14 protein-coding genes are annotated in these 22,652 nt (G+C 60.1%); 6 read left to right on the top strand and 8 right to left on the bottom strand.

The window, feature by feature from the left end:
• Window positions 1-202: 202 nt before the first annotated feature.
• Window positions 203-1,855, top strand: a complete 1,653-nt coding sequence (locus tag NWP14_RS16735; RefSeq protein WP_375215688.1) for an alpha,alpha-trehalase — start codon at window positions 203-205, stop codon at window positions 1,853-1,855.
• Window positions 1,856-1,924: 69 nt separating this feature from the next.
• Complete coding sequence (locus NWP14_RS16730) at window positions 1,925-2,473, top strand: GNAT family protein (protein ID WP_331850227.1); 549 nt, start codon at window positions 1,925-1,927, stop codon at window positions 2,471-2,473.
• 17 nt (window positions 2,474-2,490) lie between these two features.
• Here NWP14_RS16730 and NWP14_RS16725 read toward each other — a convergent pair whose 3' ends face one another.
• A complete protein-coding gene (locus NWP14_RS16725) occupies window positions 2,491-3,249 on the bottom strand; it encodes an SDR family NAD(P)-dependent oxidoreductase (RefSeq protein WP_095102837.1) in 759 nt (252 codons plus the stop codon).
• A gap of 118 nt (window positions 3,250-3,367) precedes the next feature.
• Between NWP14_RS16725 and NWP14_RS16720 the strand changes: the two genes are divergently transcribed.
• The 3 genes from NWP14_RS16720 to NWP14_RS16710 all read left to right on the top strand — a co-directional run bounded on the left by NWP14_RS16720 (window position 3,368) and on the right by NWP14_RS16710 (window position 7,012).
• Window positions 3,368-4,267: a LysR family transcriptional regulator gene (locus NWP14_RS16720; RefSeq protein WP_375215687.1), complete on the top strand. Its 900-nt coding sequence runs from the start codon at window positions 3,368-3,370 to the stop codon at window positions 4,265-4,267.
• A gap of 121 nt (window positions 4,268-4,388) precedes the next feature.
• Window positions 4,389-5,420 (top strand): inner membrane protein YhjD, encoded by a 1,032-nt coding sequence (gene yhjD / locus NWP14_RS16715; protein ID WP_095102832.1) that lies wholly within the window; start codon window positions 4,389-4,391, stop codon window positions 5,418-5,420.
• Between the two features lie 269 nt (window positions 5,421-5,689).
• The gene (locus NWP14_RS16710) at window positions 5,690-7,012 is read left to right on the top strand and encodes an MFS transporter (protein WP_095102830.1); all 1,323 of its coding nucleotides are present in this window, start codon (window positions 5,690-5,692) and stop codon (window positions 7,010-7,012) included.
• 46 nt (window positions 7,013-7,058) lie between these two features.
• On the opposite strand, the gene NWP14_RS16705 is transcribed toward NWP14_RS16710, so the two are convergent.
• Window positions 7,059-9,110, bottom strand: a complete 2,052-nt coding sequence (locus tag NWP14_RS16705; RefSeq protein ID WP_375215686.1) for an AsmA family protein — start codon at window positions 9,108-9,110, stop codon at window positions 7,059-7,061.
• Between the two features lie 195 nt (window positions 9,111-9,305).
• Here NWP14_RS16705 and NWP14_RS16700 point away from each other — a divergent pair, with 195 nt between their 5' ends.
• A complete protein-coding gene (locus tag NWP14_RS16700) occupies window positions 9,306-10,235 on the top strand; it encodes a sugar kinase (RefSeq protein ID WP_095102826.1) in 930 nt (309 codons plus the stop codon).
• 58 nt (window positions 10,236-10,293) lie between these two features.
• Here the strand turns inward: NWP14_RS16700 and NWP14_RS16695 are convergent, their stop codons facing one another.
• From NWP14_RS16695 to bcsB, 6 genes are all read right to left on the bottom strand, one after another.
• Complete coding sequence (locus NWP14_RS16695; RefSeq protein ID WP_095102824.1) at window positions 10,294-11,790, bottom strand: pitrilysin family protein; 1,497 nt, start codon at window positions 11,788-11,790, stop codon at window positions 10,294-10,296.
• A gap of 219 nt (window positions 11,791-12,009) precedes the next feature.
• Entirely contained in the window at window positions 12,010-13,296 is a 1,287-nt protein-coding gene (locus NWP14_RS16690; protein ID WP_095102822.1) for a dicarboxylate/amino acid:cation symporter, read from the bottom strand.
• Window positions 13,297-13,451: 155 nt separating this feature from the next.
• The gene (hmsP, locus tag NWP14_RS16685; protein ID WP_095102820.1) at window positions 13,452-15,458 is read right to left on the bottom strand and encodes a biofilm formation regulator HmsP; all 2,007 of its coding nucleotides are present in this window, start codon (window positions 15,456-15,458) and stop codon (window positions 13,452-13,454) included.
• A gap of 284 nt (window positions 15,459-15,742) precedes the next feature.
• Entirely contained in the window at window positions 15,743-19,222 is a 3,480-nt protein-coding gene (gene bcsC / locus NWP14_RS16680) for a cellulose synthase complex outer membrane protein BcsC (RefSeq protein WP_375215685.1), read from the bottom strand.
• Complete coding sequence (bcsZ, locus tag NWP14_RS16675; RefSeq protein ID WP_331835105.1) at window positions 19,204-20,313, bottom strand: cellulose synthase complex periplasmic endoglucanase BcsZ; 1,110 nt, start codon at window positions 20,311-20,313, stop codon at window positions 19,204-19,206. Before bcsZ ends, bcsC begins: the two co-directional genes overlap by 19 nt.
• A gap of 3 nt (window positions 20,314-20,316) precedes the next feature.
• On the bottom strand, window positions 20,317-22,650 hold the full coding sequence (gene bcsB, locus NWP14_RS16670; protein ID WP_375215684.1) for a cellulose biosynthesis cyclic di-GMP-binding regulatory protein BcsB: 2,334 nt from the start codon (window positions 22,648-22,650) through the stop codon (window positions 20,317-20,319).
• Between the last annotated feature and the right edge of the window lie 2 nt (window positions 22,651-22,652).

The raw sequence follows: 22,652 nt of genomic DNA, 5'->3' as shown, positions 1-22,652 counted from the left end.
TTCCGCGCGCCTCAGAGCATCAGATCATAAATTAACGATAAAAATCAGTTAGTAATAAAAATACAGCCTTCAGGTATTTGCACAGAAGCGTGACCTGCCGCACAGTTTCCCCCACGAAAACCGAAGCGAATGACTAAGCTTAAAAACCATGCCGGGGATACCCGGCGCCATTAAGCGACGCGATCCGGAGGTCCGTATCACTATGTCCAGCCAGACATTACGCAACGATAATAGCGATGAGTTGAAGATCGACGTCGATCTGCGCTACGAAGCCGATCCGTATGAGTTAAAACTGGACGAAATGTTCGACGCCGAACCGGAGCCAGAAATTATCGAGGGGCTGCCGGCGTCTGACGCCCTGACCCCGGCCGATCGCTATCTGGAGCTGTTCGCCCACGTGCAAAAATCGCGCATTTTCGCCGACAGCAAAACCTTCCCCGACTGCGCGCCAAAGCAGGACCCGCTGGATATTTTAATCCACTACCGCCGGGTGAGGCGCACCCCAGGGTTCGATCTGCGGCAGTTCGTCGAGGATCACTTCTGGCTGCCGGATCATCGCGCGGAAGATTACGTTTCCGATCCTAAGCGATCCCTGAAGGAGCATATCGATCACCTCTGGCCGATCCTCACCCGCGAGCCGCAGGATCATATCCCGTGGTCGTCGCTGCTGGCGCTGCCGCAGTCGTATATTGTGCCCGGCGGCCGCTTTAGCGAGACCTACTACTGGGACTCCTACTTCACGATGCTGGGTCTGGCGGAGAGCGGCCGCGAAGACCTGCTGAAGTGCATGGCGGATAACTTCGCCTGGCTGATTGAAACCTACGGCCATATCCCTAACGGCAATCGCACCTACTACCTCAGCCGTTCACAGCCGCCGGTTTTTGCCCTGATGGTTGAGCTGTTTGAAGAGGACGGCGTGCGCGGCGCTCGCCGCTACCTTGAGCATCTGAAGATGGAGTACCGCTTCTGGATGGACGGCGCCGAGTCGCTGATCCCGAACCAGGCGTATCGCCACGCGGTACGTATGCCGGACGGCTCGCTGCTCAACCGCTACTGGGACGATCGCGACACCCCGCGCGACGAGTCCTGGCGCGAAGATGTGGAAACGGCAAAACGCTCCGGCCGCCCGCCTAACGAGGTTTATCGCGACCTGCGCGCCGGCGCTGCCTCCGGCTGGGACTACTCCAGCCGCTGGCTGCGCGATATCACCCGCCTGGCGAGTATTCGCACCACCCAGTTTATCCCCATCGATTTGAACGCGTTCCTGTTCAAGCTGGAAAATACGATCGCCAATCTCTCCGGCGTTGAGGGCGATCGCGAAACGGAAGCCGCTTTTCGCCAGAAGGCCAGCGACCGTCGGGCGGCGGTGACGCGCTATTTGTGGGACGACGACAGCGGCTGTTTCCGCGATTACGACTGGCGCCGCGAGCAGCTGGCGCTATTTTCGGCCGCCAGCATCGTGGCGCTGTACGTCGGGATGGCCACGCATGAGCAGGCGGATCGCCTTGCCGACGTCGTGCGGGCTCGCCTGCTGACGCCTGGCGGCATTATGGCCACCGAGTATGAAAGCGGAGAGCAGTGGGATAAGCCCAACGGCTGGGCGCCGCTGCAGTGGATGGCGGTGCAGGGCTTTAAAATGTACGGCCAGGACCCGCTCGGCGATGAGATAGCCCAAAGCTGGCTGCAAACGGTGAACCACTTCTACAAGCAGCATCATAAGCTGATTGAGAAGTACCATATTGCCAGCGGCGTCCCTCACGAAGGCGGCGGCGGGGAATACCCGCTGCAGGATGGTTTCGGCTGGACCAACGGCGTGGTGCGTCGGCTGATAGGCCTCTACGGCGAGCCATTATAACCAGGTGCTATTCCGGCGAAGAATGTCCTGCTATGGTCACGCTATTGACCGTTGCAGGAATCCTGAACTATGCCTGAACTGCTTACGCCACGACTGCGCTGCTCGCCGCTGCAGCTGGATGACTGGTCCTTCTTTTTAGCCCTGCAGCGCGATCCGCAGGTGATGCTCTATATTGCCGATTCGCGCCCGCTCGCCGAGATCCGTGAAGCCTTCGATTCGCGCCTGTCGCCGTGGACGCCGGGCGCCAGGCACTGGCTGTGCCTGATCGTCCGCGATCGACACACCCATACGCCGCTCGGCATAACCGGCTATCGGCACCACGAGGACGACTGCGCTGAGGTCGGGTTCCTGTTCACTCCCCAAGCCCAGGGAAAAGGCTACGGCTACGAATCGCTGCAGGCGCTGTGCGATTTCGCCTTTTCCGCAGGCGGCGTCCGTCGCCTGACCGCCACAGTTACCGCCGGCAACATCGCCTCGAAAAGCCTGTTACAGAAAACCGGCTTTCTGCTGGAGGGCGAGCTGCGCGAATGCTACTGGCTCAACGGCCGCTGGCATAACGACTGGCTATTTGGCCTGCTGCCGCGCGATTATCACCGGCCCGCCTCCGCAGCGGGCTAGCGCCGCGGCCTGACGGCTTACAGGTACATCCCGCCGGAAACCTCCACGCGCTGGGCGTTCATCCATTGCAGATCGTCGCTCAGCAGCGCCGCTATCGCATCGCCGATATCGTCCGGCAGCCCAACCCGCCCCAGCGCCGTTTGTGCCGCAATATGCTGGTTTACCTGCTTATTATCGCGCACCACGCCGCCGCCGAAGTCCGTCTCGATGGCCCCCGGCGCAATAATGTTCACCGAGATCCCGCGCGCGCCCAGCTCTTTTGCCTGGTAGCGGGTCAGCACCTCCATCGCTCCTTTCATTGATGCATAGGCGGCGTATCCCGGCAGCGCAAAGCGGGCCAGCCCGCTTGAGACGTTGAGGATGCGCCCGCCGTCCTGCAGCAGCGGCAGCAGACGCTGGGTCAGAAAGAACGGGCCTTTAAAATGGATATTCATCAGCTCATCAAACTGCGCTTCGCGGGTCTCAGCAAAGGCGACGTTGAGACCGATCCCGGCGTTGTTTAATAAATAATCAAAGGTGCCGCGCTGCCAGCGCTGTTGCAGGAGTTTTTCCACCTCCAGAGCAAAGCTTTCGAAGCTCGCCGTATCGCCGACGTTAAGCGCTAATGCCGCAGCTTTAACCCCTTTTTGTTCGATTTCAGCGACAACTTCCAGCGCCGCCTGCCGGTTGCTGTGGTAGGTCAGGATAATATCGGTTCCCTTCGCCGCCAGCTTCAGCGCCGCGTTTTTTCCCAATCCACGGCTGCCGCCGGTCACTAAAGCAATACGGTGTGTCATCAGAAACCCCTTATCAGTTGCATTTGCATCGTAAAAGAGCTTATTAGCTGACGGAAAAACAATAAATACGCTAAATTACGTTTTACTGTTTCTATGACAACAACAATAGGTCTCGGGCATGGATAAAATTCACGCAATGCAGCTGTTTATTCGCGTGGCGGAGCTGGAGAGCTTTTCCCGCGCCGCCGACACCCTGGGCCTGCCGAAAGGCAGCGTATCGCGCCAGATCCAGGCGCTGGAAAGCCACCTCGGCGCGCGCCTTCTGCACCGCACCACCCGCCGGGTGCAGCTGACGCAGGACGGGATGGTCTATTACGAACGCGCCAAAGATCTGTTGAGCAACCTCGAGGAGCTGGACGGAATATTCCAGCACGATCCCTCCAGCATCAGCGGACGACTGCGGGTAGATATGCCCGTCGGCCTGGCAAAAAAGCTGATTATTCCGCGGCTGCCGGCCTTTTTGCAGCAGTATCCGGGGATCGAGCTCGAACTGAGCAGCAGCGATCGGCTGGTTGACGTGATCCGTGAAGGTTTTGATTGCGTCGTCCGCGTCGGTACGCTGAAAGATTCCGGCCTGATCGCGCGTCCGCTGGGTAAGCTGACGCAAATTAACTGCGCCAGCCCGCAGTATCTGGCGCGCTTCGGCTACCCGCACTCTCTTGACGATCTCGGCGATCATGCCCTGATCCACTATGCCAGCACCCTTGGCGTCCGCCCGGCGGGTTTTGAGGTCATCAGCGATGGCGCCGCGCGCTGGGTAAAAACCGGCGGCATACTGACCGTCAATAGCACCGAGACCTACCAGGCCGCCTGCCTGGCCGGGCTGGGTATTATTCAGGTTCCGCGCGTCGGCGTTCGCGAAGCGCTGCGTACCGGCGAGCTGATTGAAATTCTGCCTCAATACCGCGCGGAACCGCTGCCGGTTTCGCTAATCTACCCGCATCGGCGCAATCTTTCGCGCCGCGTACACCTGTTTATGGAGTGGCTCGGTGGCGTGATGAAAGGCTACGTCGATTAGCCCGCGAGGGGCCCGTTTTGCCGGGGCCCTGCGGTCGGGTTTGCCGCCCCGCCGCCGCAACCGGCATTTTGCGTATATAATTTTTGCTGAATCTCGCTGTAAAGAAAGGAAGAAATAACTAATGACACCGGAAAACGACGCCACACGCCCGACTCAGGATCCGGGCCAGCAGCTGGAAAAAAGTAAAAGCAAGCTGGCCGCCATCAACGAATCCGCCGTGGGACAGAAAGCAAACCAGGCGCTGAAAAGCGTGACCGGGACGGCGGAAAAGGTCCAGCGGAATCCGATTATTGCGCACCTGATCCGCGCGGCCGAGCGCTTTAACGACCGCCTGGGCAATCAGTTCGGCGCGGCCATCACCTACTTCTCGTTTCTGTCGATGATCCCGATACTGATGGTCTCCTTCGCTGCCGCCGGCTTTGTCCTCACCTGGCATCCGACGCTGCTGCAGGACATCTTCGATAAAATCCTGCTCAACGTCAGCGATCCGACGCTGGCGGCGACGCTGAAGAACACCATCAATACCGCGGTTCAGCAGCGCACTACCGTCGGCCTGGTCGGGCTGCTGGTCGCGCTTTATTCCGGCATTAACTGGATGGGCAACCTGCGGGAAGCCATCCGCGCCCAGTCCCGCGACGTCTGGGAGCGTACGCCGCAGGATCAGGAAAAAATCTGGGTAAAATACTTCCGCGACTTTATTTCATTAATCGGCCTGCTGGTCGCCTTGATTATTACCCTGTCCATTACCTCCATTGCCGGCGCCGCGCAGCAGACCATTATCTCCGCGCTGTATCTCGATAACATTGAGTGGTTAAAACCGGCCTGGCGGCTAATTGGCCTGGCGATCTCAATTTTCGCCAACTACCTGCTGTTTTTCTGGATATTCTGGCGCCTGCCGCGCCACCGCCCGCGGCGCAAGGCGCTGATACGCGGCACGATGATTGCGGCAATCGGCTTTGAGGTCATCAAAATCGTGATGACCTGGACGCTGCCAGCGCTGGTGAAGTCCCCTTCGGGCGCCGCGTTTGGCTCCGTTTTAGGACTGATGGCCTTTTTCTATTTCTTCGCGCGCCTGACGCTTTTCTGCGCGGCGTGGATTGCCACCGCCGAGTATAAAGACGACCGCCGGATGCCGGGGAAAACCCACGATTGACGCCGTATCGGGCTGAACGGAGAGGTATCATTCAGCCCGATCCATCATTTCAGCAGATAAATCCAACGCGTAACTTTTATTTAACCTAAACCTGGTTTTATCTGCTATTGTTTTATTTATGTGAAGCATTTCATAGAAGTTATTTTTCAGGCACGAAAATTATCCGCTTTTTGCCCATTTTTTAGCCTCCTCCGCGCCCTGTTACAGATTGAAATGTCGCTTTTGCTGTGGCTATATGGCCTTTCGTTCGCTAAAAATAAGAAAGATCTATGCAAGCCACAGCCACCACGCTCGACAAGGCGCAGGAAACCGCACCGGTTAACTCGCGCAATAAGGTCGTCGTTGCCTCACTCATCGGCACCGCCATTGAGTTCTTCGACTTCTACATCTACGCCACCGCCGCGGTTATCGTATTTCCGCATATCTTCTTCCCGCAGGGCGATCCTGCCGCCGCGACGCTACAGTCGCTGGCAACCTTCGCCATTGCCTTCGTCGCGCGTCCGATTGGCTCAGCGCTGTTCGGTCACTTCGGCGATCGCGTCGGCCGTAAGGTAACGCTGGTCGCCTCGCTGCTGACCATGGGGATCTCTACCGTAGTCATCGGCCTGCTGCCGGGCTATGAGAGCATTGGCATTCTGGCTCCGATGCTGCTGGCGCTGGCGCGCTTTGGTCAGGGGCTTGGCCTGGGCGGCGAATGGGGCGGCGCGGCGCTGCTGGCAACCGAGAACGCCCCGCCGCGCAAACGCGCGCTGTACGGCTCCTTCCCGCAGCTGGGCGCGCCTATCGGCTTCTTCTTCGCAAACGGAACCTTCCTGCTGCTCTCCTGGCTGCTGACCGACCAGCAGTTTATGGAATGGGGCTGGCGCGTGCCGTTTATCTTCTCCGCCGTGCTGGTCATTATCGGGCTGTATGTCCGCGTTTCGCTGCATGAAACGCCGGTCTTTGCCAAAATCGCTGCGGCGAAGAAGCAGGTAAAAATCCCGCTGGGGACGCTGCTGACTAAGCACGTGCGGGTGACCGTACTCGGCACCTTTATCATGCTGGCCACCTATACCCTGTTCTATATCATGACCGTCTACTCCATGACCTTCAGCACCGGCGCTGCGCCGGTGGGCCTCGGTCTGCCGCGTAACGAAGTGCTGTGGATGCTGATGATGGCGGTAATTGGCTTTGGCGTGATGGTGCCGATTGCCGGCCTGCTGGCGGATGCGTTTGGTCGTCGTAAGAGCATGATCGTCATTACCTCAATGATTATTCTCTTCGCCCTGTTCGCCTTTAAACCGCTGCTGGGTTCCGGTCAGCCGGCGCTGGTCTTCGCATTTCTGCTGATCGGCTTAAGCCTGATGGGGCTGACCTTCGGCCCGATGGGCGCCCTGCTGCCGGAGCTGTTTCCGACGGAAGTACGCTACACCGGCGCATCGTTCTCTTATAACGTGTCGTCGATTCTTGGCGCCTCCGTTGCGCCCTATATCGCAGCCTGGCTGCAGGGCAACTATGGCCTGATGGCGGTAGGGCTCTATCTGGCTTCGATGGCCGCGCTGACGCTGATTGCGCTGCTGCTGACCCACGAAACTCGCCACCAGTCGCTGTAATCCTGTGCTGCCCGGCGCGCCGCGCCGGGCAGCTTCTCCTCTGCGCCTACTTTTTCATCTGCGATAAAATCGTCTGACACTGGTTGGCTTCTCCTTCCGCTGGCGACACCAGCGCCAGCAGCGCCGCCGCCGGAGTGACCAGCGTCGCCAGCGCAGCCGCAACCGCACCACGCGCAATCAGCGGCCCCACCTTCACCCCGGCGTTCGGAGATTTAAACGTACCGCGCACGTACAGCGGAGAGCGCAGGGTAATAATGCGCAGCCCCTTGCTTTCAGGGTCGATGGTCAGGTCGAGCTGCTCCGAGGCGAAGCTGGCGGTACCGGTGACGTTAATCAGCGCATTCTCGGTATCAAAGGCAAAAATCTGCGGCCGCGCGACGCCGTTAACCACATCAACATTCGCCGCCGCGCAGTTTACCCGCACCTCGTCATCGCCAAAGATCTGCCCGATAAGATAGTTACCGACGTTCAGGCCCAGAATTTCCATCAGGTTCCGGCTAATCAGGCCATCGTTCATCAGCAGCTTGATATTGCCGTTGCTGTTGCCCAGCAGCGCCGCCACCGAGTTACCGGTGCCGCGCAGCTGCATATCGCCGTTCATCTCGCCGAGGGTCTTCTGCATCATCTCCACGTTCGGCATCAGCGCCTTGAGCTTCAGGCGCCTGGCCTGCAGGTTAGCGGCGCCCTGCAGCGGCTTTTTATCGCCCTGCAGATGCAGGCTGCCGGCGATAGTGCCGTTGGCGAGGCCGAAGCGCAGCGGCTGCAGGCGCAGGTCGCCGCGCTCAAGAATAACGTGAGTGCTGAGGTCGCTAATCGGCAACGTGCCGCCGTGCTCAATCCGCCGCCCTTTGAAGCGGACATCGGCATCCATCAGCTGCCACTTGTCGGTCTCGAAGCGATCGTAAGGCAGGATTTTCCCGGCCGGCTGCGACGCGGCTTCGCCTTTACGCTGCTCGGCTTTGCTCGCCTTACTCTCTGAGTTCACGCCAATCAGCGGCCCGAGGTCCGCCAGACGCAGCTGGCGGGATTCCACATCGCCCTCCAGCCTCGGGCGCGGCTTGCCGGTGGCGTAGGTCAGGGAGCCGTGAATATCGCTTTCGCCGATCCGGCCATTGAAATCGCGATAGCTAAAGCGCGACCCGCCCTGCTGATTGAACACCGCCCGCAGGCGTCCGTCGGTGGAGAACGCCGGCGTATCCGGCAGGACAATACCGGTGAGATCGTATAAATCCCCCAGCGAATCGCCGGAGAACTTGAGGCGTAAATCGACGCCGCCCAGGCTCAGCGGATCGCTCACCGTCCCGCTAAAGGCCACCCGGGTATTGCCGGAGCGGAAGTCGCCCTGCAGCGGGAACGGCGTCCCTTCGCTGCGCAGCGCCAGCATGCCGCCAGTTTTACCGCTGCCGGAGAGCGGCTGGTCACGATAGCTCCCCTTAGCCGTCAGCCCAAAAACGTAGTCCGCCACCTTCTTTGGCTCCTCTTTGCCCCCTGAGCCGGTGACTTCGCTAAACGGCAGCGGTTTCCCCAGCGGATCGACCATCAGGGTAATATCGGCGCGCGTCACTTTGTCGGTAATAGCGATTCGTCCGCGATCGAAGAGAATATTATCCAGCCGGAAAGACCAGTCGGATGGCTCGGCCTGGCTGGCCGCAGCGTCGTCCGCACCGAGGGTAAAGGTCCAGTTATTGGTTTTCTCGGAGAGCCTGATCAGCCGGGCATCGGGCTGCTGCAGCTTAATCCACGGCAGATAAACCGTCTTGCTCAGCAGCGACAGCGGCGCCAGCGTGGCTTCGACGCGCGGCAGGTGTACCATCATGACCTGCGGGATATCCGGCGGGTTGCCGAGGACGATATCTTCGGCATGGACGTGGGGCCAGGGCACCCAGCTCCGCCAGCCCCGCTCGTCGCGCTGGCGCTCCCAGACCACGCCAAGGTCGCCGCGAATGGCAAACGGCCGGTTAAGCTCGGCGGAGACCTTCTGGTTAATGGTTGGTTTCAGGCGGTTCCAGTCAAAAGTCGCCAGTACGATGAAAAACAGAACAATAAGTAAGACTATCGTTCCCGAGATAATGGCAATCGTCTTGCGGGTTGTGGTCATACCCTCTCAGCTCCTTTGCTCCTCGTCAGTCCTGAATATAGTTGAAAAGCGCATCTTTCTCCGCCAAATGCGCTTTTCGTCACATTACTCGCGTGATGTCAAAAAAAATAATGGAACGATGTTTTAATATGGTTGACCATAAAAACGACGCAGCGCACACTAGCGCTAATTTCGATTCAATCCCAGGTCATGATTATGTCTAAAAAAATTGCCGTTATCGGCGAATGTATGATTGAGCTGTCAGAGAAAAACGCGGCGGTAAACCGTGGATTTGGCGGCGATACCTTAAATACCTCGGTCTATATTGCGCGTCAGACCGACGCCAGCGCGCTCGCCGTGCACTACGTTACCGCGCTTGGGACGGACGCATTCAGCCAGCAGATGCTGGAGTCCTGGCAGGCTGAGGAGGTCAAAACCGACCTGATCCAGCGCATGGCCGATCGTTTACCGGGGCTGTATTACATCGAAACCGACGATACCGGCGAGCGGACGTTTTACTACTGGCGCAACGAAGCGGCGGCAAAATTCTGGCTGGAAAGCGAGCAGTCTGCCGCGATCTGCGAAGAGCTGGCGACCTTTGACTACCTCTATCTCAGCGGAATTAGCCTCGCCATTCTCAGCCCGCAGAGCCGCGAGAAGCTGTTAACGCTGCTGTGCGAATGCCGCGCTAACGGCGGGCAGGTGATATTCGACAATAACTACCGCCCGCGCCTGTGGGCCAGCAAAGAAGAGACTCAGCAGGTTTATCAGCAAATGCTGACCTGTACCGATATCGCCTTCCTGACGCTGGATGACGAAGATGCGCTATGGGGCGAGAAACCGGCGGAAGAGGTGATTGCCCGGACCCATGCCGCCGGCGTCAAAGAGGTGGTGGTAAAACGCGGGGCAGATTCTTGCCTGGTGTCGATTGTCGGCGAGCCGCTGCAGGAGATCCCTGCCGTGAAGCTGCCGAAGGAGAAGGTGGTTGATACCACGGCCGCCGGCGATTCGTTTAGCGCCGGCTACCTCGCCGTGCGCCTGACCGGCGGTGACGCCCGGTCAGCAGCCGCTCGTGGGCACCTGACCGCCAGCACGGTCATCCAGTATCGCGGGGCCATTATTCCGCGCGAAGCGATGCCGCAGTAACGCTCTCCCGGGCTGCGCCATCGGTGCCGCAGCCCGGGAAGACCCTCGTCAACCGGGCCTACTGGGCAGGGGGAATATCCGTCGCGTCGCTATGCGCCTCGGCAGCCTCGCCGCCTCCGGTCGTCGCCGTCGGTACAGGCACCATCAGCTTCTCCCACGTCGCCTTCAGATCCTTCATGTTATATTCCGGCTCGCCCTGCGGCTGCTGCAGCACCAACGCCATATCCTGAGAAAGCTGCTGACGCAGATACTGATTCAGCATATCGACGGTCAGAGAATCAAGAAACTCCTGACGCAGCTTCTGGTACTGCTCCGGCGCGATATCCACCACCTGATTCTGCAGCGAGCGGATGCGCTGGCTGATCAGAATATCGGTATCGGTACGCGCGTAGGTGGCGAAGAGCTTTTGCAGCTCAAGGTTTTTCTGCGCAATCAGGGTATCGAACTCTTCCTGCGGTAAACCGTTATCGCGGACCTTCGCCAGCTCGCGGGAAACCGCGATCAGGTTAGCGTTGAGCTTGCTGCCCGGCGATTCAATATTGATCGCGCACTGGGCGCGCTGGTACAGCACCCGGCAATCAAAGCCGAGGTTTACGTCTTTGATATTGTTCTTGCTCAGGTTCTGCTGCACGTGCCAGAACAGCGCTTCGCGCGCCAGATCGTCGCGCCAGTAGTGCTGCAGCGCGACCGAATCGCGAATAGGCTGCCACGGAGAATCCCACATAATCGACAGCTTATCCTGGCGCACGGTATTGGTCATGATGCTGACCGGCGTCGTCGGCAGCGGAGACAGCGTCGGCACCGCGGCCGGGGTTTCCCGTTTGCCCTTCAGCTCGCCGAAGTTTTTGTTGATCTGCTCCGCTACGTTGCGGCTATCGACGTTGCCCACCACGATCAGCGTCATGGCGTCCGGGGTGTACCATTTCTGATAAAACTCTTTCAGCTTCGCAGCATCGACCGGATTTTTAAGCGGCGCGGCGGGGTCATGTCCCAGCATGATGGAACCTTTCAGCCGATAGCGCCACCAGCCCTCTTTGGTATCCAGCGGCCAGGTCGCCACCATGTCGCTGCCCTGCAGGGCGTGATTCACCGCTTCAGGCGTCACCGCCAGCTTACCGCTGGCGTCAGCCAGCCAGCTCAGCGCCTCTTTCAGCAGATCGTTGCGGTTATTCGGCAGGCTCAGGTTAAACATGGTGTAGTTATAAGAGACGATCGCCGGCGGGAGCGGACGATTCGGATCGATGCTCTGCTGCCACAAGGAGCGCGCCTGCATCGTCGGGAGGCTGCCGCTTTGCGTCAAGGCAAGGCGGGGAATAAAGTGGCTAAAACCGCTCTGCTGAGTGCTTTCGCTCAGCGAGCCAATATTGACGAACAGGCGGACTTCAATACGATCGCTAGGACGCTGCGGAGTGGCTAAAACCTGCCACTGAAGTCCGTTGGCGAGAGTCCCCTGTTGCCAGGCCGGGTCCGGCTGGAGCGCTTCTGCTTGCACATAACCGGCCGCTGCCATCATCAGCAAACCACCCGTTAAGAGTTGAATTTTTGTGCCCTGCATGTGAACCCCTGATGAACATTCCTGGTTACAAAAGCAGCCCGCTGGAGGGCTGCCAAAAAATATGGTGAGTAAGTACGTCGGTTAGACCACGCGGAGAGGAAAATGTCGCATGGAGACGTAAAATAATCATTTAGTATCACTCCCCAACCCAGGGGAGTGATGCCTAATTATGCGCAGGAGCCAGGAGTCCAGCAAGGGACAACGGCCTAACAGATGGATTTAAGAGGATAATTCGTGCGATTTGTTCGCCGGAGCGCGGTTATTCAGGACATCATCCAGCTGTTTGGAGTCCAGCTCTTTCACCCATTTCGCCACCACGATAGTCGCCACGCCGTTGCCCACCAGGTTGGTCAGCGCGCGCGCTTCGGACATAAAGCGGTCGATACCGAGGATCAGCGCCAGGCCGGCAACCGGTAAATGGCCCACTGCGGAAATGGTGGCCGCCAGGACAATAAAACCGCTGCCGGTAACGCCCGCGGCGCCTTTCGAGGAGAGCAGCAGCACCACCAGCAGCGTTATCTGGTGGAAAATATCCATATGGCTGTTGGTCGCCTGAGCGATAAATACCGCCGCCATCGTCAGGTAGATGGAGGTGCCGTCGAGGTTGAAGGAGTAGCCGGTGGGGATCACCAGCCCCACCACCGATTTGCGACAGCCCAGCTTCTCCATCTTATCCAGCATGCGCGGCAGCGCCGATTCGGACGAGGAGGTGCCAAGAACAATCAGCAGCTCTTCGCGGATATAGCGGATAAATTTAAAGATGCTAAAGCCGGTTATCCGGGCGATAGAGCCCAGCACCACGACCACAAACAGAATACAGGTAATGTAGAAGCAGACGATCAGCTGGCCCAGCTGTACGAGGGTACCGACGCCGTATTTCCCGATGGTAAAGGCCATCGCCCCGAAGGCGCCGATCGGCGCAAGGCGCATAATCATGTTGATGATGCCGAAGATCACCTGCGAGAAGCTTTCGATAACGTTAAAAATCAGCTGGCCCTTGCTGCCCAGACGATGCAGGGCAAAACCAAACAGCACCGCAAACATCAGCACCTGCAGGATGTTGCCGCTGGCGAAAGCGCCAATCACGCTACCGGGAATAATATCCAGCAGGAAGGCGACAATGCCCTGATCTTTTGCCTGCTCGGCGTAGACCGCCACGGCCTTCGCATCGAGGGTGGCCGGATCGACGTTCATGCCGCCGCCGGGTTGCACCACATTGACGATGATCAGCCCGATAATCAGCGCGAGGGTACTGACGACTTCAAAATAGAGGAGCGCTACCGCGCCGGTACGGCCGACGGCCTTCATGCTTTCCATCCCGGCAATCCCCGTCACGACGGTGCAGAAGATAACCGGTGCAATAACCATTTTAATCAGTTTAACGAAGGCGTCGCCGAGGGGTTTCATCTGCGCGCCCAGTTCCGGGTAGAAATGGCCCAGCAGAATACCGATCGCAATGGCCGACAAAACCTGAAAATAAAGGCTTTTGAAGAGAGAGGTTTTCATAGGGTGTCCTTTGGGTATAACCACAGACCGGGAAGGGTTATATGTCGTCTGTGGCTTAAAAGTAACACCCGGGAAACATTTCAGAAATAACTAAGCGTGAAATTGCAACGGAATTGTTAAAAACTTAGAGCTGACTCGCACAAGTCAGCATCCCGTTACAGGCTTGCACCCTCTTCATTCACCTGTAAAAACTGCGCCGTAAACGCCTCTTGCGGTAAGGCGCCGCCAAAAAGATAGCCCTGGGCAACATCGACGCCGGCCTCCTGAAGCCACCGGAACTGCTCCTGTTTCTCAACGCCTTCCGCCACAATGCGCAGGTTCAGGCCGCGCGCCAGCTGAATAATCGCCGGCACCATGCTGGTATCTTCGGGCAGCATATCAATAAAAGCCTTATCGATTTTCAGGATATCAACCGGCAGCGATTTCATATGCTGGAGCTGGCGCAACCCGGCGTAACCCATGCCAAAGTCATCGAGAGCGATGCGAACGCCCGCTTCGCGCAGCGGGCGCAGCAGGGAGACCACCGTCCGCGGATCGTCCAGCCGGCGGCTTTCGGTAATTTCGATAACCAGCGTGCCTGGCGCAATGCGATAGCGCGAGAGCAGGGTCAGCATCTCTGCGCCCCGGTCGTGGTGCAGCAGCTGCAGCAGCGATACGTTCACCGATAGCGGCAGCATAATGCCCTGGCTTTGCCATGCGGCAAGCTGGCGGCAGGCCTCTTCCATCACCCAGTAGCCGACCGGGACAATCAGCCCGCAGGCCTCAATACGTTCAATCAGATCCGGCGGCAGCAGCCAGCTGCCGTCCTCCTGGCGCTGGCGCAGCAGAACCTCCGCGCCGCACACTTCGCCGCTGGCGATATTCACCTGCGGCTGCAGCCAGATGGCGAACCGCTGATTATCCAGCGCCGCCAGAATATCGTGCTCTTCCATCAGCCGGCGCTGCGCCTTCTCCATCTGCTGCGGGTCGAAAAACTCAATCTGATTTTTACCTTTGCGCCGCGCGGCGACGGCGGCTGAAATCGCGCGGCGATAGAGCTGCTCCGCGCTCAGTTCGCCGTTAAACATCGCAATTCCGACGCTGGCGCAGGGGCGAAGCTGGATACCGTGCAGCGGCAGGCGCTCGCTGATTGCAGTGAGCACTTGCTTACTTAATGTCACCGCCTGCCAGGGCTCGGTAATACCGTTAGCCAGAATCGCAAAGTCATAGCCGCTGACCTGCGCCAGCACCATGCGAGATGGGATCGTCGACCGCAGTTTTTCCACCAGGGTCAGCAGCAGTATTTCGCGCTGGGCCTCTTTCAGGACGCCGGCGGTGTCCTGCAGCGTTTCGCAGGCGACCACCAGCAGCGCCGACGTTTGCGGGCGGGCCACCGCCTGCTCAAGCAGCGCCATCAGGAAGGCTTTATTCGGCAGGTCGGAGACCGGGAAGCGGGTGGACTGTAAAGAGAGCTCATCGTGCCGACGCAGCAGGGTTTGCTGGTTGCGATTGTAGCTGCGCACCAGCATGCCAATCTCATCATCATGATGCAGCCGCGGCAGGGTCAGCTGATGCCCGAGACGCTCCTGCTGCGGAACATCGTTGAGTTCGCGAGCCACCTTACGCAGCGGACGGACGATCAGGCGGTTGATGCACCACGTGATCGCCACCGTCAGAACCAGCACCAACAGGAAGTAAGCAGTCACTAACGTAGAAAGCGTACTCATCACGAATTTATACATCTGGTACGAGTCGGCCTGCAGCACCAGATAGGCAAGCGGCTGCGGATTAGCGGGTCGTTCCTGGGAGTATATCGGCAGCGATATCTGTACCGGCAGCTCAAACATGCGGGTAATCATGACCGGAACCGGACGCTCCGGAATAAAGCGCATCCGCAGCGCCTGGAACTGGTTCGGCAGCACCACGTCCGCCCGGCTGACGATGCCAGCAGGCTGAATATGGCCGAGAATGGCTTCCGCCTCGGGAATATCCGCCTTCAGGATAGCCGCAGAGAGCGGTTCGCGAACGGAGCGGGCGATACTTTCTAACTGCGTGGCCGTAGTAAAGCGACTCTGTTGCACAAAGTGAAAGAGTAAAATAGAGCAAAAAACCAATACAAATGCCATGGACACGCTCGCGACCATCGCCATCTGTTTAATTGTAAGTGAGCGGCTGACGCGCAACTGTGTTCTCCACTGATACTGAATACTGTCCGGATTTCGTCCATCAACGCCGGTATTTTCAGGCTGATTATATCTGAAAAATAGCTCGCAAACGCCCGGCAGAGAGCGCTAAACGGGTAAGCAGGACGGGTGCGAAGCACCGCCATCGGGCTTGCGGGCACGCCAGGCCGGCGTTCCGGTTAGCGCAGCGCGAGCGGGAGATGCCCCCCGCGGCGCGAAGTACGACGAGTATACGCGAACACAGGGGTGGAGTGACGGTTGATCGCGTAATTCAGCCTATTCTGCTACCAATCAGCGTAGGGAACCAGCGGCTGCGGCGGCATATTCATATCGCCCTGCCAGCCGGAGGCCGAATAGCGAACATAGAGCAGCGCATGGCTTGGGGTATAGTCCTTGGCCTGCTGGATATCGACCGCCGCGCCCACGAACCAGTTGCCGGTAACCCGCCGCTCGACCAGCGCCCGGGCGGTATAGCCAAAGCCCTGGCTGCTGCTGCCCTGCTCGCTGAGCTGGCTGGCATCGGCGCGATACTCTGAGGGAATGAGGTTCAACAGCGGATAGCGCGCCTCGGTTTTCGTCCGCGAATGTGACCAGGAGACGGAGCCGCCAAGCTCCCACGACCAGTTTTCGGTACGCTGACGCCAGGTCACCGGCACGGCGAAAGAGACGTACTCCTGCGGGCTATAGTAGCCGCCCTGTCCCAGAGTATAGCCGCTGAGGTCCTTGTCATAGTGCCAGAGCATATTGCTCAGGCCGACCGTCACGCGGCGGTTATCCTCGTTAATGACTTTATAGTAGTAGCCGCTCATCCAGCGCACGCGCCAGTTATCGGCGACGTTTTTGCCGGTGAGCTGGTCGGCCCCCAGCGAAGACCAGACGCCGTTGGCTTCCCCTTTGTCGTAGCTCAGGCTGACGCCGCCGCCGTCGGCGCGCACCCCGCCCCAGGTTTTACCCGTATGGCTGCCGCTGTCCTTCTGCCCGCCAAATGCCAGCAGGGAGCTGGAAATCGGCCGACGATGCAGATTGAGGGTGTAGCCCAGCGGGCCAAGATCGTCGCTGTAGCTCAGACCGCCGACGACATCGACAACGTTAAAGCCCATCGGCGTGGTGCCGATATCGCCGCTCCAGGTGTCATTCTTCCACCCTACCGCCACGCTCGCCCCGCCGTCGCTCTGGTGAAGGCTGCCGCTGGTGCAGGCAATTTCGCCGCAGGTGCCCCAGCTCGGCGAATAGCTGCCGTCGCCGTTGGTTGAGAAGCTGCCGGCGTTCATATTGACCAAATCGGTACGGAAGAACATCCGGCCATCGGCCAGCGGCGCGTCCACGTGCAGCATCGTCGTTTGCGCTTTTAAATCGGAGTAGCCGCCGGTACCGCTGGACCCCCAGTAATCATGCTCCAGCGTGACGTTAAGATCCTGCTGGCGATAAAGATCCGCCGCGTCGCTGCGGATCCCGCGCTTCAGCCAGTCGTCGTGGGCGTCGTTGCGGGTGAGGCGGGTGAAGGTGTTGTTATCCTGCGGACGAGCCGTCGCCACGCCGGAGGCCACCATCGCGTCTTTATAGCTTTCCAGCGCCTGCTGCGGCTGGCCGTTTTGCGCCTGAAAACGCGCCGCATCGCGCAGCACCAGCGCGCTCTCCATCGACGGCGGCTGCGCTTTCGCCTGGGTGGTGATACGGCTAAAGATCTGCCGCGCCTGCGCCGCGTTGCCCAGCCCGGCCTCAGCCAGCGCGACGCGCCGCTGCATATTGATCGATGCGGCGTCCTCGCCCTTCAGCTGCGCGACCTGCGCGCGCGCGGCGTTCTTGTCGCCCTCGGCAAGGTAGACTTCCGCCAGCCCCAGCCGGGCGTCGCCGTTACTGGCCTCTTTACGCAACGCCGCGTTGTACTGGAGGATCGCCGCCTGCGCGTCGCCGCGCTGCTGCGCCCAGTCGGCGAGGGTCAGATCGTAGCGAACCGAAGCGGGCTGCTGCTTAATCAGCGCAATCGCCTGCGCCTCCTGGCCCGCGTCGCGCAGCCCGTTGGCCTGGCGCAGAATCTTGTCGCTCCGCAGACGCGCCTCAAGCTCGCGAATATTGTCGTTCCACTGGCTACGCGGCAGAGCGTTAATCTGCGCCAGGGCCATGTCGTCCTGGCCGTTGCCGGATAAATAAAGGCCCCAGGCATACACCCGTTCGGCATCGCCCGGCCTGCGGCTGGCCATCGCGCGCATCAGCGCATCCGCCTCGGCCCGCTCACCTGCGTTCACTAAATCTCGCGACAGGCGGTATGTGATCCAGACGCTATCGGGGTCGAGCGCCAGGCGTCGACGCTGCACTTCCGCAGCCTGCGCCCAGTTACCCTGGCTCTCCAGCGCCTCAGCCTGCTTTTCCAGGCGCTCGTTGGTCAGGCTGCGTTCGATATCGTCAATGCTGCGCCGCTGGGCCGGCGTCAGTCCGGCGATAAATGCGCTGGCTTTTTCCGCCGATTCCGCACGATAGAGGTTCGCCAGCCCGCGTACCGCCAGGCTGTTGCCGCGATCCATGCGCAGCGCGCGTTGATAATAGCTCTCCGCTGCGGCGCTCTCTTTGCGCGCGGCAGCCACGTCGCCAAGGCCAAGAACCGCGTAGCTGTCGGTGCGATCCACCCGCTGCGCCTGCGCGTAAGCGCTTTGCGCCTGCGCCAGCTGCCCGGCCTTCAGCGCGCTATCGCCCTGCTTTATCAGCAGCCAGTAGCGGTTGGTTTGCAGCAGGCTGCGCCATTTATCGCGATTCGGGCTATCCGGCGCCATCGCGAGCGCTTTATTCAACTGCGTCACGGCGCGGGCGCGATCGCCGCGCCGGGAGTAGGCCTGCCCCAGCGCGCCCACGGCGTCGCTGTCCTTCGCATCCGCGCGAACGGCCTGCTGTAAATCCGCCACCGCCTGAGAAGGTTTATCGCTTTTGACCGCCGCCAGCCCTTCGGAGCGGGCGCGGAACGTCGGGTCTTTAAGCTGCGCCTGCTGCCGATCGAGCAGCACCCGGGCATTAGCCGCCGACTCGCCGGTAGCGAAGAGAACCAGAAAGCGCTGAAGCGCCTGCACGCTGGCGCGGCTTGCCGGCATATCTTTTATTTTGTCGAACCACATCGAGGCGGCAGCGCCGCGGCCGGCGGCAGAGCGCGACATCTGCTCCAGCCAGGCAAAGCCTTCATCCGGCTTATTGTCGGCAAACATCAGCTTAGCCAGCGCGGTTTGCAGGGTGACGTTGCCCGGCGAGCGGGCGTTAATTTTTTTAAGCTGGCCGACGGCTTCGTTATGCCGGGCCGGCAGACGCGCCACCAGCGACCAGTATTCAATGGCAAGCGTTTCATCCGGCGGGGCGCCGCCGAACAGCTTTTCGAACGCGGCCACCCCCTCTTCGACATGCCCCGAGATGCCCAGCAGGCGCGCCTGCTGCAGCGCCTGACGCCCGTCGCCGGTGCTGAGGTTCATTTCGCTACGCGAGGATTTCAGAGCGATCGAATCCGGGGCCAGCTTCGCCAGGCGATCGAGCTGTTTCTTTGCCCCTTCGGTATCGCCCTGGCGCAGCAGATAGCGCATCCGCGCGGAGATAACGTCCGGATTGTTCGGGTCAATCAGCTCCAGCCGGTACAGCGATTGACGCACCAGATCTTCACGATTGCTCGCTTCCCCCAGCCGCACCTGTTCCAGCAGATGGTCCTGAGCAGGCGTGGTCTCCGCCTGGGCCAGCGGCAGGAGCGCAACTCCCAAGGTCAGGGTGATAAACGTTAGTGAGAACTTGCGCATTCCTGGTTCCAGTCAGGTTGTAATTCGCCATCGGCGGTAAAGCGAAAGCGATGTTGATCCCATCCCTGGCCAAAAAGGGTCAGGACCGCGTTGTAGTACGCGTCCGCGCCGGGATAGTTGTCGCTGACCCGCTGGCGCTGAACGGCCCGGGCATCCTCATTTTGTAAAAACGGCAGCAGCGAGGCCGAGAACCCCACCGGACCGTTGCCGGTAGTCTTCGCCGCGGCGATATTCACTTTTTCCGGCGGCAGGCCCTGGCGAATGGTCTGTTCCGCCATCGGTTTAAAATGCGCCAGCAGCCGCGCTTTCTGCTTATCGGCGTCATTGAGCATGCCGACCCACAGATAGACGCGGATCGCGTCATAGCTGCCGATAATCGGTTTATCCGCCTTCAGCTGCCAGCCCTTCTCTTTCTCGTAGCGTACCCAGTCCGGGGAGAAGCCCTTTGGCGCCGTCTCCAGCAGCAGGCGGATATTGCCGTCGCGCAGCTTCGGCCAGGGCGCGCCGTAGCGGACAAAATAGTTCGCCAGCTGCGGCGGAAGATAGCTGGGATTGAAGCGCCAGCCTTTATCGTCGGCAAAGCCGACCTTCCCCGGCAGCACCAGCGGCCCCAGCCCCGGCACGTCCGCCACCTCTTCATCGGCAATGCGCGACAGCAGCGCTTTCCCCACCTCAACGTACTGCGGCATCTGCCACAGGCGCCCGGCCTCCAGCAGCGACCAGGCTATCCACAGATCCGAGTCGGAGGCCGAGTTGCTGTCCAGCATCGTCCACTCGCTATCGCTCTTTTTGCCCCACAGCCAGCCGGGCAGATGCGCGCGCAGATCGCCCTCGGCGAGGTTGTTCTGCGTCCACTGCAGCAGCTGGCCGAACGCATCGCGATCGTTGGCCGCCAGGGCGAAGAACAGGCCATAGCTTTGCCCTTCAGAAGTGGTGATTTTCCGCGGATCGCTGGGATCAACCACGCGACCTTCGGCGCTGACGTACTCTTTCCTGAACTGATCCCAGGCCGGCCACCGGCAGGCGGCGCTGGCCTGCGCCGCCGCCAGCATCAACAGCGATATCACCGCTCCGCGTAGCGCATTCATCATGGTCTACTCATCATCCAGGTGCAGGCGACGACGGCTGACGATACGCAGCATGCGCCACAGTACCCACGCCAGCAGCACGATGCTGACCGCCGCCAGAATAGCCAGCAGCACCGGATGGTTGGAGAGCGCAAACCAGATGCGCTCAAACCACGGCAGATGCCCGACATAATAGACATCGCCCACCCGCAGGCTGTTGACGCCGGATTCACGAACGACCACCGCCGAACCAAACATCGCCGCTCGTTTCCCGCTGTCGTTCAGCGCGTCATTGAGCAGTTCGTTGCCGCGCGCGCTGTCCGCCAGCAGCGCCACGACGCTACGCTGGTCGTGATACGGCGACTGGAAGCCAATAATGGCCGCCATCGGGCCGGAAGAGGTGATGTCCGCGCGCGTATTCGGCGTCCGGGCTTCATCGTCAGGATAAATGCTCGGCAGCTCGTAGTGGCGCATCGGCATTTTCACCCAGCTTTTCGTCGCCTCAACCAGCAGGCTAATCTGCGTATCGTCCTTCAGCGCAGGCGGAATTGAGCCGATCAGCAGCAGGTCGGCGTCTTTGCCCTTAATCTGGCTCCCGTCATCGGTTAGCTGGATATTAATCGCCGCCAGGCCGGTCTGGGCGCTGATGCCGCCGACGGATTCCAGCAGCGTTGCGACCTGCCCTGGGGTCGGCGTTTTCGGCACCACCACCAGGGTTTCGGCGAGGTCGGCCATCCGGCTATACGGGAAGCCCGAGTTGGCAAAGACCCGCAGGTCCGGCATGGTGATAAAGTGGTAATACTTCGAGAAATCAATCGTCGAATCGTCGCCAATCACCACGTGGTTCTGTACCGGCTGGAAGGTAATACAGTTATCAATTGAGCCACCCGGCATCGGGTTCATGTACTGGAAATCAAAGCGCAGCTGGTTCATGGCCCCCAGGCGCAGCGCCGGGATAGTCACCGCGGTGTTACCGTCCAGCAGCCCCTGCAGCACCGGCAGGCGGAGTAGCAGCTTGTTGACGTCCTGAGAGCTGTTGAGGCTGAACGACTGCAGGAACTGGTCATTCAGGCTGATATCCATGCGCGAGCTATCTTTGACCGGCGGCATGGTGTAGCGATATTTCAGATCCATATCGATGCCGTTGGCGCGCAGCAGATAGAGATCCGGCGGCAGGTTGAGCGCCACGTTAATCGAGTCTGGCACCAGCCCGCTGGACTGCAGCTGCTGTTCGTAGGTTTTCAGTTCAGCAAAGGTCACCGCGCGGTCGGTCCGCACCCAGTTTGGCGCATCGTAAGGTTTACGCGCCTGCAGCTGCTTAACGTCGTCCACCACCACGCTGCTGCCGCGGAACAGGATATTGCCCTGCGCAATGCCCTTCGCCGCCAGCAGCAGATCTTTATCGTCACGGCCCAGCACCACCAGCAGCTTGACGTACGGGTTGTCCGGATGGTCAATCATTTCGATAGTCGGCGCGTTAACCGGCGGGCGCTCGCGCAGGAAATCCGGGCGTCTGTCGTTGGTGGCAAAAACGATGGCATTGCGATCCGGCAGATCGTTGAAATAGACCGGGAACTGCTGGCCGCGCCAGCCGGCCTTGCTGCCAAACCAGGAGGCGACAATCGCCGCCGCCTGCTGCTGCCGCACGTCCGGCGCAGAGGCGAAAACCATCGGTAAAGTCAGCGGGCGGTTATCCCGGGAGTCGTAGAATGGCACCGGGAAATGGGACAGATCGTTGCGGACCTTCAGCGACTGATAGGTCAGGTCCAGGTTGCTGTCGCGCCCGACGTCCAGCCACAGCGTGCTGCTGGCCGGGTTCTCACAAACGTCGCGATAGTGGCCGACAAACTCCAGACGAACGCGGTTAAAGTCGGTGATATACAGCGGATCGATGGGGATCTGCGCGTGGACCTTTTTACCCAACTGCTCTTTAGTGACCGGCAGGACGCCCATCAGCTCATCGTTGAGGTAGACCTTCAGCTGCGACTGTACCGGCAGCAGCGACGGCGACGGCGTATAGTCGAGATTGAGCAGCGCTTTTGCCACCACCTCGTCGCTACGCATGCCAAACTCTACCGAGCCATCGGGACGCGCGCCGCGCAGTACCATGCTGCCCGGCGCCGGAGCGATTTTGGCAAAGCTCAGCTTGACGTCGCGGGTCGGGATATTTTCCGCCACCACCACCGGCGCGGCCGGGTCAACGACGGTCGCCGTTGGCTGACCTTCCGCGAGGGTGGGCTCCGGGGTGGGGAGCGTCACGGCGGCGGTCGGCGCCGCCGTAGGTTCCGGATAAGACGCGAAGGGGTACCAGCCAGCCATTCCCACCGCCACTGCACAAATCAAGGAGAGTTTTCTTTTCATCG

The organism is Klebsiella sp. C349492 (assembly GCF_042055345.1).
In the GTDB taxonomy this organism is placed as follows: domain Bacteria; phylum Pseudomonadota; class Gammaproteobacteria; order Enterobacterales; family Enterobacteriaceae; genus Klebsiella; species Klebsiella scottii.
This window is presented reverse-complemented; position numbering and strand designations above follow the sequence as displayed.

Excerpts from the sequence above, each read along its gene's own strand:
- bcsZ (WP_331835105.1), bottom strand. The coding sequence starts at position 20,313 with ATGATGAATGCGCTACGCGGAGCGGTGATATCGCTGTTGATGCTGGCG.
- NWP14_RS16725 (WP_095102837.1), bottom strand. The coding sequence starts at position 3,249 with ATGACACACCGTATTGCTTTAGTGACCGGCGGCAGCCGTGGATTGGGA.
- NWP14_RS16735 (WP_375215688.1), top strand. The coding sequence starts at position 203 with ATGTCCAGCCAGACATTACGCAACGATAATAGCGATGAGTTGAAGATC.
- NWP14_RS16730 (WP_331850227.1), top strand. The coding sequence starts at position 1,925 with ATGCCTGAACTGCTTACGCCACGACTGCGCTGCTCGCCGCTGCAGCTG.
- NWP14_RS16690 (WP_095102822.1), bottom strand. The coding sequence starts at position 13,296 with ATGAAAACCTCTCTCTTCAAAAGCCTTTATTTTCAGGTTTTGTCGGCC.
- yhjD (WP_095102832.1), top strand. The coding sequence starts at position 4,389 with ATGACACCGGAAAACGACGCCACACGCCCGACTCAGGATCCGGGCCAG.
- NWP14_RS16720 (WP_375215687.1), top strand. The coding sequence starts at position 3,368 with ATGGATAAAATTCACGCAATGCAGCTGTTTATTCGCGTGGCGGAGCTG.
- NWP14_RS16705 (WP_375215686.1), bottom strand. The coding sequence starts at position 9,110 with ATGACCACAACCCGCAAGACGATTGCCATTATCTCGGGAACGATAGTC.
- bcsC (WP_375215685.1), bottom strand. The coding sequence starts at position 19,222 with ATGCGCAAGTTCTCACTAACGTTTATCACCCTGACCTTGGGAGTTGCG.
- NWP14_RS16700 (WP_095102826.1), top strand. The coding sequence starts at position 9,306 with ATGTCTAAAAAAATTGCCGTTATCGGCGAATGTATGATTGAGCTGTCA.
- bcsB (WP_375215684.1), bottom strand. The coding sequence starts at position 22,650 with ATGAAAAGAAAACTCTCCTTGATTTGTGCAGTGGCGGTGGGAATGGCT.
- NWP14_RS16710 (WP_095102830.1), top strand. The coding sequence starts at position 5,690 with ATGCAAGCCACAGCCACCACGCTCGACAAGGCGCAGGAAACCGCACCG.
- NWP14_RS16695 (WP_095102824.1), bottom strand. The coding sequence starts at position 11,790 with ATGCAGGGCACAAAAATTCAACTCTTAACGGGTGGTTTGCTGATGATG.